The organism is Streptomyces sp. NPDC052016 (genome assembly GCF_044548445.1).
Lineage (GTDB): Bacteria > Actinomycetota > Actinomycetes > Streptomycetales > Streptomycetaceae > Streptomyces.
Genome location: NZ_JBIUBX010000004.1, coordinates 236,323 through 254,319, shown reverse-complemented (window position 1 = coordinate 254,319; position 17,997 = coordinate 236,323). Strand labels below are relative to the sequence as shown.

At 68.7% G+C, this 17,997-nt stretch carries 19 protein-coding genes and 1 pseudogene; 8 read left to right on the top strand and 12 right to left on the bottom strand.

The genetic code is table 11. From position 1 onward, the window contains the following. Positions 1-33: 33 nt before the first annotated feature. Positions 34-576: a GNAT family N-acetyltransferase gene (locus ACIHAR_RS07700; protein ID WP_400017886.1), complete on the top strand. Its 543-nt coding sequence runs from the start codon at positions 34-36 to the stop codon at positions 574-576. A gap of 110 nt (positions 577-686) precedes the next feature. On the opposite strand, the gene ACIHAR_RS07695 is transcribed toward ACIHAR_RS07700, so the two are convergent. The 6 genes from ACIHAR_RS07695 to ACIHAR_RS07670 all read right to left on the bottom strand — a co-directional run bounded on the left by ACIHAR_RS07695 (position 687) and on the right by ACIHAR_RS07670 (position 5,113). Beyond that, a complete protein-coding gene (locus tag ACIHAR_RS07695; RefSeq protein ID WP_400017764.1) occupies positions 687-1,397 on the bottom strand; it encodes a class I SAM-dependent methyltransferase in 711 nt (236 codons plus the stop codon). A gap of 323 nt (positions 1,398-1,720) precedes the next feature. Next, positions 1,721-2,404 (bottom strand): DUF899 family protein, encoded by a 684-nt coding sequence (locus ACIHAR_RS07690; RefSeq protein WP_365453071.1) that lies wholly within the window; start codon positions 2,402-2,404, stop codon positions 1,721-1,723. A 273-nt stretch (positions 2,405-2,677) separates the two neighbouring features. Beyond that, positions 2,678-3,322 (bottom strand): RraA family protein, encoded by a 645-nt coding sequence (locus ACIHAR_RS07685; protein WP_400017762.1) that lies wholly within the window; start codon positions 3,320-3,322, stop codon positions 2,678-2,680. 81 nt (positions 3,323-3,403) lie between these two features. Continuing rightward, positions 3,404-3,676, bottom strand: a complete 273-nt coding sequence (locus ACIHAR_RS07680) for a DUF6510 family protein (RefSeq protein WP_400017760.1) — start codon at positions 3,674-3,676, stop codon at positions 3,404-3,406. A 124-nt stretch (positions 3,677-3,800) separates the two neighbouring features. Then, complete coding sequence (locus ACIHAR_RS07675) at positions 3,801-4,544, bottom strand: ferredoxin reductase (protein ID WP_365453080.1); 744 nt, start codon at positions 4,542-4,544, stop codon at positions 3,801-3,803. Further along, entirely contained in the window at positions 4,514-5,113 is a 600-nt protein-coding gene (locus ACIHAR_RS07670) for a sulfite oxidase-like oxidoreductase (protein ID WP_400017757.1), read from the bottom strand. Before ACIHAR_RS07670 ends, ACIHAR_RS07675 begins: the two co-directional genes overlap by 31 nt. 345 nt (positions 5,114-5,458) lie before the next feature. Between ACIHAR_RS07670 and ACIHAR_RS07665 the strand changes: the two genes are divergently transcribed. From ACIHAR_RS07665 to ACIHAR_RS07655, 3 genes are all read left to right on the top strand, one after another. Next, positions 5,459-5,899, top strand: a complete 441-nt coding sequence (locus ACIHAR_RS07665; RefSeq protein ID WP_365453086.1) for an OsmC family protein — start codon at positions 5,459-5,461, stop codon at positions 5,897-5,899. Between the two features lie 177 nt (positions 5,900-6,076). Next, positions 6,077-7,072, top strand: coding sequence for a thioredoxin-disulfide reductase (trxB, locus tag ACIHAR_RS07660; protein WP_400017754.1), 996 nt, complete (start codon positions 6,077-6,079; stop codon positions 7,070-7,072). An 831-nt stretch (positions 7,073-7,903) separates the two neighbouring features. After that, positions 7,904-8,374 carry a GNAT family N-acetyltransferase gene (locus ACIHAR_RS07655; protein WP_400017751.1) on the top strand — a complete coding sequence of 157 codons (471 nt, stop codon included), beginning with the start codon at positions 7,904-7,906 and terminating at the stop codon, positions 8,372-8,374. Positions 8,375-8,588: 214 nt separating this feature from the next. Here the strand turns inward: ACIHAR_RS07655 and ACIHAR_RS07650 are convergent, their stop codons facing one another. Next, complete coding sequence (locus ACIHAR_RS07650; protein ID WP_400017749.1) at positions 8,589-10,016, bottom strand: MFS transporter; 1,428 nt, start codon at positions 10,014-10,016, stop codon at positions 8,589-8,591. A gap of 97 nt (positions 10,017-10,113) precedes the next feature. On the opposite strand from ACIHAR_RS07650, the gene ACIHAR_RS07645 reads away from it, so the two are divergent. The 3 genes from ACIHAR_RS07645 to ACIHAR_RS07635 all read left to right on the top strand — a co-directional run bounded on the left by ACIHAR_RS07645 (position 10,114) and on the right by ACIHAR_RS07635 (position 12,369). Next, positions 10,114-10,710, top strand: a complete 597-nt coding sequence (locus ACIHAR_RS07645; RefSeq protein WP_365453098.1) for an XRE family transcriptional regulator — start codon at positions 10,114-10,116, stop codon at positions 10,708-10,710. 206 nt (positions 10,711-10,916) lie between these two features. Beyond that, positions 10,917-11,651, top strand: a complete 735-nt coding sequence (locus ACIHAR_RS07640; RefSeq protein ID WP_365453101.1) for an SOS response-associated peptidase — start codon at positions 10,917-10,919, stop codon at positions 11,649-11,651. 226 nt (positions 11,652-11,877) lie between these two features. Then, positions 11,878-12,369 (top strand): hypothetical protein, encoded by a 492-nt coding sequence (locus ACIHAR_RS07635; protein ID WP_365453104.1) that lies wholly within the window; start codon positions 11,878-11,880, stop codon positions 12,367-12,369. 166 nt (positions 12,370-12,535) lie between these two features. Here ACIHAR_RS07635 and ACIHAR_RS07630 read toward each other — a convergent pair whose 3' ends face one another. After that, positions 12,536-13,435 carry an SDR family oxidoreductase gene (locus ACIHAR_RS07630; RefSeq protein ID WP_365453107.1) on the bottom strand — a complete coding sequence of 300 codons (900 nt, stop codon included), beginning with the start codon at positions 13,433-13,435 and terminating at the stop codon, positions 12,536-12,538. 89 nt (positions 13,436-13,524) lie between these two features. Further along, on the bottom strand, positions 13,525-14,262 hold the full coding sequence (locus ACIHAR_RS07625) for an SDR family oxidoreductase (RefSeq protein WP_400017745.1): 738 nt from the start codon (positions 14,260-14,262) through the stop codon (positions 13,525-13,527). Between the two features lie 979 nt (positions 14,263-15,241). Here ACIHAR_RS07625 and ACIHAR_RS07620 point away from each other — a divergent pair. Beyond that, on the top strand, positions 15,242-15,901 hold the full coding sequence (locus ACIHAR_RS07620) for a response regulator (protein WP_400017743.1): 660 nt from the start codon (positions 15,242-15,244) through the stop codon (positions 15,899-15,901). A gap of 45 nt (positions 15,902-15,946) precedes the next feature. Here the strand turns inward: ACIHAR_RS07620 and ACIHAR_RS07615 are convergent, their stop codons facing one another. The 3 genes and pseudogenes from ACIHAR_RS07615 to ACIHAR_RS07605 form a co-directional block, all read right to left on the bottom strand. Then, on the bottom strand, positions 15,947-16,513 hold the full coding sequence (locus ACIHAR_RS07615; protein WP_400017884.1) for a response regulator transcription factor: 567 nt from the start codon (positions 16,511-16,513) through the stop codon (positions 15,947-15,949). Next, positions 16,502-16,651 (bottom strand): annotated as a pseudogene (locus ACIHAR_RS07610) (HoxN/HupN/NixA family nickel/cobalt transporter); the annotation flags it as partial. The gene ACIHAR_RS07615 and the pseudogene ACIHAR_RS07610, both read right to left, overlap by 12 nt. Before the next feature lie 143 nt (positions 16,652-16,794). Then, positions 16,795-17,829, bottom strand: a complete 1,035-nt coding sequence (locus ACIHAR_RS07605; RefSeq protein ID WP_365453118.1) for a DUF4331 family protein — start codon at positions 17,827-17,829, stop codon at positions 16,795-16,797. Positions 17,830-17,997 lie beyond the last annotated feature (168 nt).

Sequence of the window (17,997 nt, the reverse complement as noted above, 5' to 3'; positions counted from 1 at the left end):
GCGGAGAGCCCACTGGTGATCCAGAATGATTCGATGGTCACGCTTGAGACTCCCCGTTTGATCCTGCGTCGCTGGCGGGAGGAAGACGTTGCGCCGATGGCTGCCGTCAACGCCGACCCCGAGGTCATGCGATGGATCCGTGACGGCAGCGTCCGTGACGAACAGCAGACTCGCGACGGGATCCAGGCATGGGAGAGCGAGTGGGAGTCACAGGGCTTCGGCCTGTTCGCCGTGGAGATCCGGTCCACTGGCGAGCTGGCCGGGTTCACCGGCCTTTCGGTGCCCCACTTCTTGCCGGAGGTACTGCCGGCGGTCGAGGTCGGCTGGCGGCTGGGACGTTCCCACTGGGGGCGGGGCTTGGCCACCGAGGCCGCTGCGGCCGCTGTACGGTTCGCGTTCGATGAGCGAGGGCTGGAGCGGATCGTCAGCATCGCTCAAGTGGGCAACGACGCCTCGGAACGGATCATGAGCAAGCTGGGCATGCATCCGGTCCGTGAGACCGTCAGTCCCACCTGCGGTCGGCGGGTACGGGTGTTCGAGTTGTCGTCGGACCAGTACGTCGCAACCACTCGCTGATGGCGGCAACGAGGACGGTGGCCTCGTAGCGGATCGCGAGTTCGTCGTACACCAATAGGCGGTGCCGGAACCGTTGGTGCCGAGAGGCAGGAAGCCCGGCCGACGAAGATCTACTGTCGATACACGCCCCAGGACGAGCAGCACGCGCTCACCAGCAGCGTGTCGGCGCTGCGCGGCCCGTCGGTGGTGGCGGGCAACACGTCGATGGTGATGTCGGTGAACCCGGCTTCGTCGAGCAGTTTCGTCCATACGTGCTTCTGGAGGACCCAGCGGCGCATCGTGGCCGCTTCGCCGTCCGGCGTTTTCGCCGGGACATAGGCGGCCACCGCATCGGGCTGGGCGGGCGCCCCGTTCAGGTAGTGGGCGAGCGTGGCGAACACCAGCCGTCCGCCCGGTTTGAGAGCGGCGGCCGCCGCCGGCAGCAGTACGCGCGGGTCGGTGAAGTCCACGGCCCCGAAAACGCTGTACACCACGTCGTAGGTGCCGGTCATCGTGTTCAGGTGAGGCACCGCGTCGGAGGCGACGATGCGCAGGCGGGCCGCGAGGTGGGCGTACAGGTCGGTGGCCATGGCGTGCTGGGCCGGTGAGGCGTCGATGGCGGTGATGTGGGCGGGCTGGTGATGGACAGCCAGGTATGCGGCGTGCCGGGCCGCGCCGGCGCCGAGGTCGCCCACACAGCGGCCGGTCAGGTCGCCCAGAACCTCCGGGCCGGGCCCGGCGTCCTGTCCCCAGTTCCAGTAGAAGGTGCCGGGAACGGCGCGGTCACTGGCGGCGCGGGCGCGGCCGTAGTGGTGCCATAGGTCTGCGGTTCTGGTGGTCACCCGCACCATCCTGGCGACCGCAGCGCGGCCGCGGGCCGCTTCGGCGAAACGTCACCCGGGCGCACTCCCCAGGAAACCGGCTGCAGGCGGCCGGGTTCCTGGGAGTTCGCGTTGCGAGGGTGGTCAGTGCGAGTCGTGGCCGGGATGGCCCGGGCCGCACTCGGCGGCGTCCTGCCACAGCGGAAGATCGACCTCCCAGCCGTCGGCCGCGACGACGTGCGCCGTCCTCATCAGGAGCCGTCGTTCTCGGAATCGACCTTGGGCACGTGGTGCAGGAACCGCCCGCTGACATGGTTGGAGCCGGCGCCATCGGTCGTTGGTGGTCAGTAGTCGAGGCTCGGGTACCAGTCGTCGCGGCCCTGCGGGGTCAGGTCGAGGAGGTGCCAGACGGGGGTCAACAGGTCGATGCCGCGCTCGTCGATGTCGTCGGCCAAGCGTGGGTGGGCGGAGTAGAAATGGCGGACCGTTCCGTCGCCGTCGCGTGTGAAGACGGAAATGGTGGAGTCCTGTTCGCCGTCCTTGTCCTCGCTGCCCAGGTCGTACTTGAACGTGCTGTCGCCACAGCTCAGGAGCCGTAGCCGGTGCCAGCTGCGGTTGCGGGCGTGCTGCCGGAGAGTGGGCAGGTCAGCGGCCGCGGCGATGGCGAAGTCGGCGTTGCGGGCGACGTGGTCGGCGATGCCGTTGAAGCCGTCGATCCACAGGGTGCACATCGGGCAAGGGTCTGTCTGCAGCTTGCCGAACATGAAGTGGTAGACGATCAGCGGGCGGTCCGTGGTGGTGAACAACTCGCTCAAGGTGACCTCGCGGACCGGTGCGTCTCCGGCGTCGAGGTCGGCCGGGCCCTCGATGAAGACGTAGTCGTCGACGGGTGGCCCCTGAGGAAGCGCCCGTCGCTGGGCCGCGACCTTCTCTCGGTGACGCATAAGGTCGATCTCGGCCCGGCGCAGCTCTTCACGGGCGTCGAGGTAGTCTGCCGATTCGCCGGCCAGTCTGGTGTGCCGCAACATCGCGTCCTCCTGGGGTGGCCCCCCGGTCCCCGGTCCGGATAGCGAGTTCCCCGTCCCCGAGCTCTCAGTTCCCGCGCTCCGAAGCCGGTCCTTGGAGTCTATGGCGGCTCCATGGTCGGCCGACAGTTGAACCGAAGTCCGGCGCTGTCGACGTCCTTACCGAGGGCGGCACCCCCCGCTTCAACGCGCGATGTCGTCGGCGCGGTCCGGCGCATGACTGGCGCTGAGCACGAGGGTGTCGGCGAGAACGTCCAACGTACGTCCAGGTGGCCGTCAGTCGGCGGGGCCTTCTTGGCGCAGTCCCTCGACGAAGTCTGTCTCGACCTGGGCCACGCGGTTGGCTTCCTCGAGCGCGCTGATCACGTGCGCGGCGGGGATGACGACGGCGCCGGACGCGTCCGCGAACACGTAGTCTCCCGGGCGGACGGCCACGCCGGAGATGACGACCGGCCGGTTGGTCTCGAACGGCGTGACGACATCGCCGCCCCACCTGCTCGTCTGTCCCAGGCAATAGGCGGCGAAGTCATAGGCCGCGATCTCGGGGAAGTCCCGGAGCCGCCCGTCCGCCAGGACGCCGGCAAGACCGTGCGCCGCCACCAGCGCCAGCTTCGACCCGCCTCCCAGGGATACGTCGGGATACCCGTTGGCGGCCAGGACCAAGACGCTGCCCTGTGCGCCATCTCGGACGGCCTCACGGAACAGCCGGGAGAAGCTGTACTGATCAGGCGGCAACGTCTCCCGGCACGCGGGAAAATAAGAGATCGTCACGGCGGGGCCCAGGAGAACCCGCCCCGGGGTCGGGCTCACCAGGTTGTCGATGTGACACCGGTGGCGGTGCGTGCGTCCCATGGCATCGACGACGTCGGGGGTACGCACTCGCGAGGCGAGATCCTGCACGCGGTCGTTCATGTCTGCCATCAGGTCTCCCGAGCCGGCGTACGGCCTTGGCGTAGGAAACGGAAACGGGACCAGAGTGGTGAGCCGTTGTGATGCTCCGTGTCATGCCGGTGCCGGCATCTGGATGTACGCCAGTCCGCCGGCGTCGAGCCACATCCGGGAGGGGGAGCGGACCAGGCGCAGCAGAACGCCCTCGCAGCCGGGACACCGAAGCACCGTCCCTGGACCGCCGAGGTAGGCGTGTGTTTGGGCGAGCACCATCTCTGCGCTGCACCCGCGGCACCGTCCGGAGGCCTGGGTCATGTCGGTCCCGAACAAGGACTGCAGCTCCCCGGCGGCGGCGTTGCCGTCGAGAAAGTGAGGGGTCTGGCTCATGGGGGTTCACCTCCCTTCCGTCTTCCGTACCGATGAGCCGGGGAACCGGTGGTCATCACGGGGGTGTTCTTCTCACATTGATCGCCGCCTCGGTGAGTGCGGCCATGGACGGTTCCTCATCGGCTCAGCCGAAACGCTCGGTCCGGATACGCCCGGGGTGGTGGCCGAGGGCCACGAGCAGACCGGCGGCCGTTTCGACGAAGCCGGTGGAACCGCAGACGTAGCAGGTGGGTTCGAAGTCCGGTGGCCACCCGGCGCTCGACAGGTCGGAAGCGGTGAACCGGCCGGGAGGACGCGGCCACTGCGGTGGGGTCGAGCGGCTGTAGAGGTACGTCTTGTCCAGGCCCGGGTCGTCCAGTCGCAAGTCGGAGACGAACAGCTGGTACTCCGGGCTGCGCACGGAGTACACCAACCGGAACGGCGTGCGGCTGCCGACCGCGCGACGCATGCGGATCATCGCCATCAGGGGCACCAGTCCGGAGCCGCCGCCCACAAGCAGGATCGGTTCCTTCTGCTCGGGGCGCCACACGAACCAGCCGCCGACCGGCCCGCGCAGTTCCACCACGTCACCCACGGCGAGTTCCTCCGTCAGGTACGGGGAGACCTCGCCGTCATCGACACGTTGCACGGTCAGCTCGACGCGCTCGCCGTCGGCTGCCGACGCCAGTGAGTAACTGCGCTGTGTGCTGTAGCCGTCCTCCGCGGTGAGCCGCACATCGACGTGCTGCCCGGCCAGATGGCCCGGCCAGTCCGGCACGTCGAACACGAGGGTGCGCGCGACCTGGGACTCGATGCGCCGATCGGTCAAACGGGCGGTCCTCCAGCGCAGTCGGCCGCCTAGTCGCCGTGGTACCGCTGCTCGCGCCATGGGTCCCCATAATTGTGGTAGCCGACGTTCTCCCAGAAGCCCCGCTCGTCCTCGTCGAGCAACTGGATGCCGCGCACCCACTTCGCGGATTTCCAGAAGTAGAGGTGCGGAACGAGCAGTCTGGCGGGGCCGCCGTGCTCCGGGTCGAGTTCCTCGCCGTCGAAGCGGTACGCGATCCACGCCTGGCTGTCGAGGAGGTCCTCCAGGGGCAGGTTGGTGGTGTAGTCGCCGTAGGAGTGAACGAGCGCATACTCGGCGCCGGTCTCGACATCTTCGAAGAGGACGTCGAGGGACACTCCCTGCCACTCCGTGTCGAACTTCGACCACTTGGTGACGCAGTGGATGTCGACGGTCGGTGTCTGGCTGGGCAACGCCATGAGTTCGGCCCAGTTCCAGATGTGCCGATCGCCCGTCTCCGTGCGGATGGTGAACTCCCACTCGTCCAGGTCCACTCTGGGTGTGGGTCCCGCGGAAAGGACGGGAAAGTCGGCCGTCTCGTATTGCCCAGGAGGAAGTTTGTGTCGCGCATCCCGCGCTCGGCCGTGAAATCCGCGTGAAATGATGGGCATGTCGTGCCCCCGTTCTCAGAACCGGGCTTTCTCCATTCTCCCGGACAGCGCCCCGCACAGCATCTCGCAGGGTGAGTTTCGTCGGAGTCGGCCGACCGGCCGACGCACGTGCGCCATGCGGCTCCGCTGTGCTGTGGACCGTTGGTCCCCTCAGGCTGATGGCACGAACTCCTCTTTCCGGCCTCTGCGCGGGCAGCACGCCTTCCGTTGTCTGTGAGCAGGGCCGAAGAAGCGACGACGCCCAGGCCAGGGGTGCGCTGTCATGGGCCTGGCGGCGGCCTGGGACCGCGCGTGCTCCGGTCGGCCGTCGGGCCCCAGTGCGTCTGGGGGACTACTGTCGGCGACATGAGCGAGACATCCCAGCGTTCCGTCGTCGTCGAGCGCACAAGCAGCGGCCACTTCGTCGCGACCAACGCCCGCGGCGGCACGATCAGTTTCGGTACGGCCTCCGATGCGGACCCGGACACCGGGTTCACCCCGGTCGAACTGTTCCTCGCCGCGCTCGGCGGCTGCACGGCCGCGGACGTCGATACGGCGACAAGTCGCCATGCGGAGCCCAGCGAGTTCTCCGTCGCGGTGACCGGAGACAAGATCAGCGACGATCTCGGCAACCGCATGGTCGACCTCACGATCACCTTCACCGTCGCCTTCCCGGACGGTGAGGGTGCGGATCGCGCCCGCACCATTCTTCCCCGTGCGGTGAAGACGTCCCATGACCGTCTCTGTACGGTCAGCCGCACGGTCGAGACCGGCACCCCTGTGACCGCGACGATCAAGGAGGCCTGAGATCGGACGATCGAGGACGTCTGACGGTGCAGGCCGACCGGTTCTCCTGCCTGTCCCTGGCGACGGGATGCGCCGGGATTTCCGCCGGTGCATGGTGGATTCGTCTGCTGCTGAGGCTGTGCCTGTGGCTGCCAGCCGGTCTCGTTCCTTTCCTCCAGGCTCAGGTAGGTGATCGACGTGGATGAGACTGCCCGGCAAGTGATCGTCGTCGGCTCAGGTCCGGCCGGCTACACCGCCGCCCTCTACGCAGCCCGTGCTCTGCTGAACCCGTTGGTGTTCGAGGGGTCCGTCGCCGCCGGCGGTGCGCTGATCAACACCACCGACGTGGAGAACTTCCCGGGGTTCCCCGAGGCGGTGTCGGGCCCGGACCTGATGGACAGGATGAGGGCCCAGGCGCATCGTTTCGGCGCCGAGATGGTTCCAGAGGACATCGTGGAAGCCCGTCTCGACCAGGAGATCAAGGAGGTCGTCGACGGCGCGGGGCGGACGCACCGGGCCAGGGCGGTGATCCTCGCCACCGGGTCCCGCTACCGCGAGCTGGGGCTGGAGAACGAGAAGCGGCTGTCCGGACACGGCGTGAGCTGGTGCGCCACCTGCGACGGCTTCTTCTTCCGCGACCAGGACGTCGTGGTCGTGGGCGGCGGTGACTCCGCTCTGGAGGAGGCCACCTTCCTCACCAAGTTCGCCCGCTCGGTCACCGTCGTGCACCGGAGTGACAGGCTTCGCGCCTCGAAGATCATGCAGGAACGGGCACGCCGCAACGACCGGATCCGTTTCCTGTGGAACCGCAAGGTGGTCGACGTGCTCGGGGAGGACAGAGTCACCGGCGTCCGCGTGCGTGACGTGAACACCGGGGACGAGACCGACCTGCCGGTGACCGGGATCTTCATCGCCATCGGGCACGATCCACGCGTCGAACTGGTCAAGGACCAGGTCTCTCTCGATCACGCCGGTTACGTCGCCGTGGAGGGCCACTCCACGCGCACCAACCTGAACGGCGTGTTCGCCTGCGGCGACGTCGTCGACCACGAGTACAGGCAGGCCATCACCGCCGCCGGGACCGGCTGCGCGGCGGCTCTGGACGCCGAGCGGTACCTCGCGGCGCTCGACGACTGCGCGAGCGCGGATGAGGCCCGCCTCGAGGCCATGGCCGTGGCCGAGCTCGCGCACTGACCCGCGACCGGCGGGCCGAACGAGGGGTGCGGGGCCTCTGACCCGGATGGGGCGGCCGCGTCCGTGCGTCTCCGACCGTCCGCCACGCAGTCGCCTCGGAGCGGGACGCGACGGTCGCAAACCCTCACGGCACACCTGACCAGCAGGTACGAGGCAGCCCTTAGCAGTGGTATCCGTCCGGGCACTCGGCGAACAGCACTCCGAAGACCAAGTAGAAAAGAATCGGCACATTGGACACCACAGCCATGATCAAGAATCGCCCGCGTGCCTCTCGCCGGTCTCTGACCTGAGCCACCACGAGCCCCGCTGCCGACGCGAGCACGGCAGTGACCAGAGCCATCAGGCCGAACACCCAACCGAATTCCCTTCGAACGCCCGGAAACCCACACGCATGCGCGATCGCCGGAGCGAACAGGAGGAGGGGCGCAGACACCCACCACCACGACAGCGCTCTGATGATCCGATCCGCTCGTGCAGGCACCAAACCGGTCGACCTCGTTCCCCCGCGACGGCTTTCCGGAGTGATCCCAGACGATGGCATGCCCCGCATCGTAGGCGGCTTCGGAGGAACATGTGGCCGCCTCAGGCACACCCGCTCAGCCCTCAACACCCCAGTCAGTAACGGAATTGCCCTGATCACGGCCTTCTGCGACACGCTTGGGGACGCGGTCACGGCGCGGCGTGCCAGTCCCGCTTCGGATCGCCTGTGTCGAATACGCTGCGAAATGCGGCCTGGCGTCCTCGATGACGCGGACGCATGGAATGCCGCCTGCCGGCGGCTCTTCCCGTAGGCCCGAACGGCACAACCGCCGGACGCGGAGGGACTGTGGCATGAGATCACCAGACGTGCACCTACGGGAGATCACCGACGACAACCGGGATGCCGTTCGCGCCCTCCACGTCCGAAAGCGCCAGAAGCAGTTCGTCGCCTCCGTGTCCAAGTCGCTCAAGGAGGCGGCAAAGAAACCGGAGACCAATCCCTGGTACCGCGCCGTGTACCGCGGCGACGAGCCAGTCGGCTTCGTGATGCTGTCGTGGAAACCGCCGGGCGGCCTGTACGAAGGACGGTACTTCCTCTGGCGCTTCCTCGTCGACAAGCGGTATCAGGGACGAGGGATCGGCCGCGAGGCGCTCACGCAGGTCGTCGCCCTGGTACGTGCGGACGGCGCCACGGAACTGCTGACCAGCTACTGGCCCGGCGACGGCGAACCGTGGCCCTTTTACGAGAAGTTCGGATTCGAGCCCACCGGGGAGATCGACGACGGCGAGATCGTTCTACGGCTCACCTTCCCCACTCAGTGAGCTTCTGCCGCAAGGCGGACGGTTTCGACCTCCGGTGATCACACGACCAGCAACTGGTGAGTCCCTGAAAGTCGGTGCCCGTCACTGCGAGGTTTTCCCCGACTACGCGTTACCGGCATCGGGCCATTCGGGGTCCGACGTCGCCGTCGAGGCGGGCAGGACCCTTCGGCCTGGCTGTCCCGGGAAACTCCCATTCCGCGCGACCGCGTGCGGTTCATCGAGATCGCGAGCCGGACGGAACGGACGGGGCGCCGGCGGTCGTCGGCTGTGAGGCGCGCGCCACGACGAAGAGGAACAGCCCGCAGAGCGTCACGACCAGCCATCCCGGTCGCGACGTGGCAGCGATCTCGGCGGGACCGGCTTCTGCGACCAGGCCGCCGGCGACGGCGATGCCGACCGCCGCACCGACCTGGCGCGCGGTAGACGTGATCGCACCTGCCACCCCCGCCCGGGACGTCGGCAGACCACCGACCGCGGTGTGGGTGAGGGGGGCGTTGGCGAAGCCGAACCCGACGCCGATCAGCAGGTGGGCGCAGAGGATCTGGGCAACGCCCGTGTCGGCACCCAGGTTGAGGAGGCTCAGGCCGCCGGCCGCGGTGAAGCCGCCCGCGAGCATCAGCGGACGCCGTGGTCCGTGGCGTCCGACCAGGCTGCCGGACCAGGGCGCGCACAGGATCGCTCCGAGCGCCATCGGCAGGAACGCCGCGCCGGTGGCGAGCGGTGTCCAGCCGCGGGTGTGCTGCAGGTGGAGCGTGTTGAGCAGCAGGCTCATGTTCAACGCGACGAACACGGCCGTGGCGCCCAGCACCGCCGTCGCGAACGACGGCCGGCGGAAGAGGGCGACGTCCACAAGCGGTTCGTTCCGGCCCAGCTCGACACGGACGAACGCCACCGTCCCCGCCACGATCAAGGCGTAGCCGGCGAGGGCCGCGGGTGAGGTCCAGCCGAAGCGGGGGCCTTCGATGAGGACGCCGACACCGAGACCGAGGACCACGGTGAGGAGCACCTGCCCGGGCAGATCGAGCCGCCGGGTGCGCTGCCCCCGGGACTCCGGCACGAACACGGCGACCAGGACGAGCGCGATGACGACGACCGGCACGTTGATCCAGAAGACCGAACGCCAGCCGAACGCGGCGATCAGCGCCCCGCCGGTCACCGGCCCCGCCGCCATGCTGAGCCCAAAGACCGATGCCCACACGCCGATCGCCCGAGCCCTCTCCCGTGGGTCGGGCATCGCGTTCACCACGATCGCCAGGGCCACGGGGCTGAGCATCGAGGCCCCGACCCCTTGGACGGCCCGAGCGGCGACGAGCAGGCCGAGCGACGGGGCAAGTGCACAGGCGAGGGAGGCCAGGCCGAAGAGGATCAGTCCACATCGGAAGACGCGCCGACGTCCGAAGCGGTCAGCGAGTGCGCCGGAGGTGATGAGGAGGCCGGCCAGGACCACGGTGTAGGCGTCGACGACCCATTCCAGTCCCCGTACGCCGACCCCGAGGCCCCGCCCGATGGCGGGCAGGCCCACGTTGACGATGGTGGTGTCCACACCCACGAGGAACATGCTGAGCGCGCAGACGGCCAGCACGGTCCAGCGTCGGCGCACGCGCAGCGGAGAGGGTGGAGCGGTCAGGGAGGTTGTGGTCAAGGGATGTCCCCCTTCAGGTGCGAGTCAGATGCCGCCCAGGCTCGACTCGGGGAGGGGCCCAGGCCCAGCAAGTTTGCGAAGACCGCAAAGTGGCTGCATGGACACGGAACTCGAGGAGATCCTCGACAGCATCGGGCCACGCCTGCGCGCCCTGCGGCGCGACCGCGGGCTCACCCTGGAAGCCCTCGCGGAGGACACCGGAATATCCGTGAGCACCCTGTCGCGGTTGGAGTCAGGCCGACGGCGCCCGACCCTCGACCTGCTCATCCCGCTCGCCCGCACCCACCGCGTCGCCCTGGACCAGCTGGTGGCGGCTCCGGCCACCGGTGATCCACGGGTCCATCTCAAGCCGCGCAGCCGGGAGCGCGGCAGCGTCCTCGTACCGCTGACGCAGTACCCCGGCCGGGTCCAGGTGTTCAAGCAGGTGCTCTCGCACCGCGAACCAAGACCGGTGACCCACGCCGGCTACGAATGGCTGTACGTCCTCGCCGGCCGACTCCGCCTCATCCTCGGAGAACGCGAGATCACCCTCCGGCCGGGCGAGGTGGCCGAGTTCGACACCAGCGAACCGCACTGGTTCGGCCCCGCCGACACCGAAGCGGTCGAGATCCTCCACCTGTTCGGCCCCCACGGCGACCAGCCCGTCGTCCGCACCGGCCTCACGGCGGAACGCTCACGCCCCGACGGTAAGTAGTCGTGCACCCGAACTGCCGTGCCGGGTCCGGTCCGTCCCGCCCGCCCGCCCGCCAGGCGGTGAAGGCCGGTTCCGTCACGGCCCAGCGGGCGTCGGACACACACTGTGCCGGGCAAAGGTCCGGGGCGTGCGGGGAAGCCGACGGCGGCGGGCGTGAAACCGCGGTTTCCGCGCCTCGGCCGCGGGCGTCGTGACACAGTGGCGGTATGTGTGGCCGTTATACCTCCACCCGTGCACCTGAGGACCTGACCAGGCTCTTCGACGTCACCGACTGGCGCCCCGAGGAGACGCTGGCGCCCAGTTGGAACGTCGCGCCGACCGACGAGGTCTACGCGGTCCTCGAGCGCGCCGCACGGGACGAAGAACAGGAGGTGCGGCGTGAGCTGCGGGCGATCAAGTGGGGTCTGGTGCCGTCGTGGGCGAAGGATCCCAAGGTGGGTTCCCGAATGATCAACGCCCGGGTCGAGACCGTGCACGAGAAGCCCGCCTACCGGCGAGCCTTCGCCAAGCGGCGCTGCCTGCTGCCGGCCGACGGCTTCTACGAATGGGAGCCGCTGAAGGACGAGACGACGGGCAGGACCCGCAAGCAGCCGTACTTCATCCACCCCGCCGACGGACAGGTGATGGCCATGGCGGGCCTGTACGAGTACTGGCGCAACCCTGACGTCACGAGCGACGACGACCCGGATGCCTGGCTCATGACGTGCACGATCATCACCACCGAGGCCACCGACGCGGCCGGCCGCGTGCACCCTCGCATGCCCCTCGCGCTCACCCCCGACCACTACGACGCCTGGCTCGACCCCCACCACCATGACACCGAGGACCTCCGCGCCCTGCTCACCCGTCCCGCGGACGGAAACCTCAAAGCCCGGCCCGTCTCCCCGGCCGTCAACAACGTCCGCAACAACGGCCCTCACCTTGTGGACGAGGCCACCTGATCGCGCCGCCGCTGCCCTCGGCCGCGCCAGGTGCGGACCCGCATCGGCGGCCCACGGGCCGTCCATTGGGGTGCGGGACGCGTGTCGGTGCACCACAGCAGCGGCGTTGTCATGAGACGTTCGCTTCACTCCGCACCGGGCCGCATCACGGGGCCACGTCGCGGGGGCTGTGACCCCTCCGAGGCGATCCCCGCGGCGCCGTGCGAATCCTGACGTGGGAGGCCCGGTGGATGTCAGCACGTTCTACGCACTCTTCTCGGCCACCTGTTTCACGCTGGTCGGCCTCTGGTGGAACGTGATCCAGGGGCACCGGGACTGGCTGCTCGATCCGGCGCTGCGCCGGATCGTCGGCGGTATCTACATCTCGTTCCTGCTCCCCGCGCTCATGGGCCTGTTCGCGCAGGTCGGCGGCACCGAGACCCCGGAAATCTGGCGGGCCAGCTTCGTAGCGCTCGCCGTGATCGGCTGCGTGTCGATGCTGCGTCTGACCGGGCGCAACCCGGACGGCTCGTCCGTGTTCCTGGTCCTGGCGCAGGCGGTGGCGGCGCTGTTCTACGCGTTGATCGCGTTTGTGGGCGCCAAACCCGAGCTTGCCGACATCGTCGGACTGAAGCCGATCCAGACCGAGGCGGTTCTGCTGATCCTGCTGGTTGTCCTGGGACACGGACTGGTCTGGAGGTTCATGGCCGGCGAAGGCCGACCCGCCGACGAGGACTAGAGCGTGTCTCTTCGAAGGAGCAGCCAGTTCGATCAGACATGTCTGTTCGAAGGCGCCGGGTTCTCTCTTTCGGTCGGTCCCGTGAGGTCCGGGCGTATACAGACGCGGTAGAGGCGCAGGGGCCGACCCTTATGGGTCGGCCCCTCTGCTCACGAGACGAGTGCTGTCACGCGCCTGCCGGGTGCACGGTCAGCAGGTCGTCCAGGTCGATGCGGGTGAGGAAGTCGCGGCGGATGCGGTCGGCGGTGTTGGAGACCTCCTCCGAGCCGTCGTCGGCCGGGTCGATGTGCACGCGGTAGGGCCGCGTGCCCTCGGGCAGCGCCACGATCCGAGCGATCTCGTCGGAGACCAGTGAGGCGTCGGCGTCTTCGGGGGCGAGGGCCGCGAGCTTCTGGGAGACCTGCTCCATCAGCCCCGCGTACCTGGTCTCGTACTCCGCCTCGACGGCCTCGTCGGCCGGGTGGCCGGAGTGGGCGAAGTGGTTGGTGCCGCTGGTGAAGGAACCGGGCACGACGATCGAGGTCTCCACGCCCCAGCGGGCGAGCTCGCCGGCGTAGGTGACCGCGAGGGAGTCCATGGCCGCCTTGGCGGCGAAGTACGGACCGAGGTAGGGCGGGGTGCCTCCCTTGACGCTGGAGCTGGAGACCCACAGGACCAGGCCCCGGCCGGCCTTGCGCAGGTGCGGCAGGACGGCGCGGTTGACGCGCTGGGTGGAGAGCACGTTGATGTCGAAGAGCTCGGCGAGCTGTTCGGGGGTGAAGGCTTCGGACGGACCGGTGACCATGTGACCGGCGTTGTGCATGACGACGTCGATCCGGCCGTGCTCCTCGATGATCTGCTTGATCGCGGCGTCGACGGACTCCTGCGAGTTGACGTCCATCTCCAGGGCGCGCAGGTCGACGCCGTGTTCCTTGGCGTAGTCGGCGGCGGCCTGCACCTGGGGCGCGTTGCGGCCGGTGGTGGCGCGCATGCCGGCGTAGACGGTGTTGCCCGTGTCGGCGAGTGCGCGGGCGGTGAGGGCACCGAAACCACTGGACGCACCGGTGATGACGACGATGTTGCTCATGGGAATCTCCTTGACCACACAGGTGGGCTGTCAGGGGGCTGAGGGATCGAGCAGAAGGGCTGGAGCAGCGGCGGCGGGGAGTCGCGGGCTCAGATGATGCCGCCGTTGGCGTAGATGGTCTGGCCGTTGATCCAGCGCGCCGGGCCGGCGAGGAAGGCGATGGGCTCGGCGATGTCCTCGGGGCCGCCCAGCCGTTCCAGCGGGGCCGCCTTGGCGAGGTTGTCGAGCGCGGCCTGATCCTTGCCCTCGAGGAAGAGCGGGGTGGCGGTGGGTCCGGGCGACACGGCGTTGACGGTGATGTCCTTGCCGCGCAGTTCGCGGGCGAGCACCAGAGTCATCGCCTCGACCGCTCCCTTGCTCGCGGCGTAGGCGCCGTAGGTGGGGAACTGCAGCCGGGTGAGGGACGAGGAGACGTTGATCAGGGCACCGCCGCTGCGCAGACGCCGGGCCGCCTGCTGGGAGACGACGAACGTGCCGCGGATGTTGGTGCGGTGCATGCGGTCCAGGTCGTCCAGATTCAGCGTGGCGATCGGCGACAGGAGCATGATGCCCGCGGTGTTGACCACGACGTCGATGCCGCCGAACTCCGCCTCGGTGGCGTCGAAGGCCGCGGCCATGGCGGCCTCGTCGGCCACGTCGCCGGCCACCGCGATCGCCTTGCCGCCGCCGGCCTTGACGGCCTCGACGGTCTCGTCGGCCCTGGCCTTGTTGCCGGCGTAGTGCACCGCGAGGGCGAAGCCGTCCTTCGCCAGGCGGTCGACGACGGCCCGGCCGATGCCTCCGGTTCCGCCGGTGACCAGGGCGACGCGGGGGTTGGTCTCAGTCATGGTGGTCATTCCTTTGCGTGGGGTGGGGTGCGCGACCAATGGATCACATCACCGATCTCGGTTCTTCGTTATCGACGATAACACCGAAGTGCATCAGTGACAACATCGATCTGTGGGCAGCGATAACACACTCGGCCGGGAACGGTTCGGCATTGCCGGGCAGGGGAGCTGGCCTAAACCTCGCTCCCCGGCCGGAGTCCTTCAGCACGCAGCCCAGTCTTCCGCCGGGACACATGGGTCACCATCGAGCAGGCTGGACCTACGGCGTGTGGCCCGCCTTGCCCCTGTGTGGGGAAGACCCCACAACGAACGCCGGACATCCAACGCGTGGTCGGTCCTGCGTCACCGCGTCCCTCAGCTCGATCAGACCCAGCAGGACACGGGCGGGAGACCGCAGGACCTGGTTCGACAGGGACGTCTCGCGGCCCTGCTCCAGCCGGGCGTAGTGGCCCTTGCTGAACCCCGGCGAGGAGCGCGACCTCCTCCTGCGTGAGGCCCGCGGTGCGGTGTGGTGCCCCCTCGGACAGCCCCGCCTGGTGGGAGATGACAGCCGCTCTGCGGGCGCGGAGAGGGGAACCGGCCGAGCGCGCGGGGGCCGGTCCGGGCAGGGCGCGAACCCGCCATCGGCCGCCACCGAACTCCGTGGGACGAGCCGAAAGGGGGTGCGGTGGCCGGGAGGTCACTTCGCGAGGTAGTCCAGGACTGCTCGGTTGACTCTTCGGGGGTGGGTCCACGCGATGGATGCTGTGCGGACCGCCCTCAACGGTGACGAAGGTCAGGTCTTCGATCAGCCCCGACAGTCTCACGCTGCCGTAACAAAAGGCATCACACCACACGCTTATTGAGTTATCTGCCAACTACAGGCTGCACAATCGCCTCAGCCGAACAGGTATGGACGCATGAACAGACCAGTGAGCTTAGGTGGCTGAGTCAGCATGCCCCTGGGGCGGAGACACATGACTGACATAGGATGCACTTCATGAGTGAACCTCTGCGAGCAGTGCTCGGAGAAGACCAGGCCATCGTCCGCGAGGGCATCGCGACCATTCTGCGCAGTGCCGGCATCACTGTCGTCGCGGCCGTGGACAACGCCGTGGACCTGGTCTCCGTCACCAAGGAGCATCGGCCCGACGTCGTGATCACCGACATCCAGATGCCGCCGAACCTGAATGCGGACGGTCTCCAGGCCGCGCGGGAGATCCGCACCGCCCAGCCGGAGACCGCCGTCATCGTGCTCTCGCAGTTCCTCGACGCCTCGTACGCGCTCGACCTGGTGGGGGACGACGCGAGTGGCGTGGGCTATCTGCTCAAGGAGAAGGTGGCGAGCCCGCAGATCCTGACCGACGCCGTCCAGCGGGTGGTCGCCGGCGGGTCGGCCCTCGATCCCGACGTCATCGCCACCCTCGTCGGCCGGAAGCGCAGAGAGGATCCGCTCGCCTCGCTGACCCCGAAGGAGCGGGAGGTGCTGGCCCTGATGGCCGAAGGACATTCCAACAGCGGCATCGCACGCCGGCTGTTCGTGACCGTTCCCGCCGTGGAACGCCACGTCACGGGGATCTTCATGAAACTCGGCCTCAGCCAGGCCACCTCAAGTCAGCACCGCCGGGTGCTGGCCGTTCTGCAATACCTCAAGCAGTGACCGTCCTGCGGTACCTCAGGCAGTGGGAGTCCGTCCTGCGGTAGGTCAGGCAGTCTTGCCGAAGATGCCCTTGAGATCGGCGTCGAAGAGCCGGTCCTTGGCGATGAAGGACTCGACGCCCGCCTGCTCCAGTTCCTCCGCCGACCAGAACGACTGCTCGGTGGAGGTGAGCACGATCCTGGGACGGCGGTCCTCGCGACGCAGCATACGGGCGACGGCCACGCCGTCGTGATCGGGAAGGTGCAGGTCGAGCAGCAGGCCGTCCGGTCGGTGTTCGCGCACTGCCGCCAAGGCCGACGCTCCGTCCTCCGACTCCGCGACGACGTGCAGACCGCGCGCCGTCAGCAGCGTCCTGGCGATGCGACGGAAACCTGGGTCGTCGTCCACGACGACGATGTTGACGGACATGCTCACCAGGATGCCTCGTCCGCCGAGTAGGGAACCATAGGGGCAGCCCCACGCTTTCCGCCGGTCGGAAACGGGGATCTCGCACGTACCGACGTGCCCGTTCCCGGCGGCGCGTCGATCGCAAGGGCACCGTCCAAGACCGCGACACGGTCCATCAGAACGGTCAGGCCGCTGCCGGCGGACCGGGCCAGCGGCAGCAGGCAGGCCGGCCTTCGAGGCAAGGGGTCCGAACAGTTCGACCGTGCCGACCAGAAGGGCGACCGCCACCGAGAGCCCGGTGATGGTCAGGTGGCAGTACGCCTTGCGGACCGGCTTGCTGAACGCCCAGCCGTAGGGGAAGTTGGGTGCGGCGGACATGTCGGTTCCTCTTCCCGTGGGCTGTGGTGTCGGCCGCGGGCACGAGCGGCGAGCGGCAAGCGGCGAGCGGCCATGAGCAAGCCGTGCGGACCTGGTTCGGGCCCGCACGGCTTGTTGCGTCAGACCGTTCACGCAGCCGGAGGCACGTACGGGAAGGTCTTGGTGGGCTTGGCGGTCACCGACTCCTTGGTGATGCCCAGCGTCACCGGGGTGTTGCCGGCGAAGGAGAACATCACGTCGGGCGCGTTGTCCGTGAGCGTGCGGCCGTTCCAGCGTGCGAAGCCGTACGACGCCGGCGTTCCGACCTCATAGGGCAGGACGTTGGGGAGGATGCGGTCCACGACCGTCCTGGCGTACGCCTCCGGGTCCTCCGCCGTGCCGTAGGCACGGACCACACCGGCCACCGACTCGGTGAGCGCCTTCCCGTACAGCTCGACGTCATCGGACGGCACGTTCTCGTTGAGACGGTCGCCGAGCGTCTCGTTGTACTGCGTGAACAGCGGGTGGATCATCGGCAGCCCCGCCCGGTTGACCGGACGCCAGCCGCCGGCGTCGGTGGCGAGGAAGGCCACGGCCCACACGTCGATCTTGCGATCGGCGCCCGCGATCCCCAGCAGTTCCTCGTCGGCTACCTCCAGGACGACGGAGTAGACCGTGTGGCCCGCGAAGAGGTTCGTCGCCTCGGCGGGGTTCCAGTCGGACAGGTCGACCTTCGTGCCGTCCTGGAAGGCGTGGCCGACGGCGTGCAGAACGGCGGGCTCGATCCAGAAGGGGTCGCCCGCCTTGCCGACCCAGGCCCGGCTGCCACCGGGCAGCTCCAGCGTCTCGCCCGTGCGGCCCTCGCCGAGCAGCGTGCCCTCGGCGAAGTCGTTCCGCGCGTCGGGGCCGGACAGTCGGCGGACCTGGTAGGGCTGGACGCCGTTCGCGTCGGCCTCGCCGAAGGTGAAGCGGTAGGTCACGTCCTCGACCGCGTCGCCATTGGAGTCGATCTTGAATTCGTACTTACCCTCCGGGTGCAGACCCCGGGGGATGTCCTCGCCTGCGAGCGAATGACTGTGGTCGGTGACGAAGACGGTGCCCTGCTCACCCCGGAAGACATACAGATCCGTGATGTCCAGTCGAGGGTCCTGGCGGGCGATGGGGGAATCGAGGTGGTGGGACATGTCGTCTCTCGCTTTCGGTTCGAAGCCGGTCCCGCTGCGTGTGCGGCCAGCGGAGCCTTCCTCCGGCCCACCGAGCAGTACGGGCCGCGCGGTGTGTTCTCAGTCTGCTGAGCCGCGGCGCATCAATCTGTCGAGGCGTCTCCACAGCAGTGGGTGCGCCGGCCACAC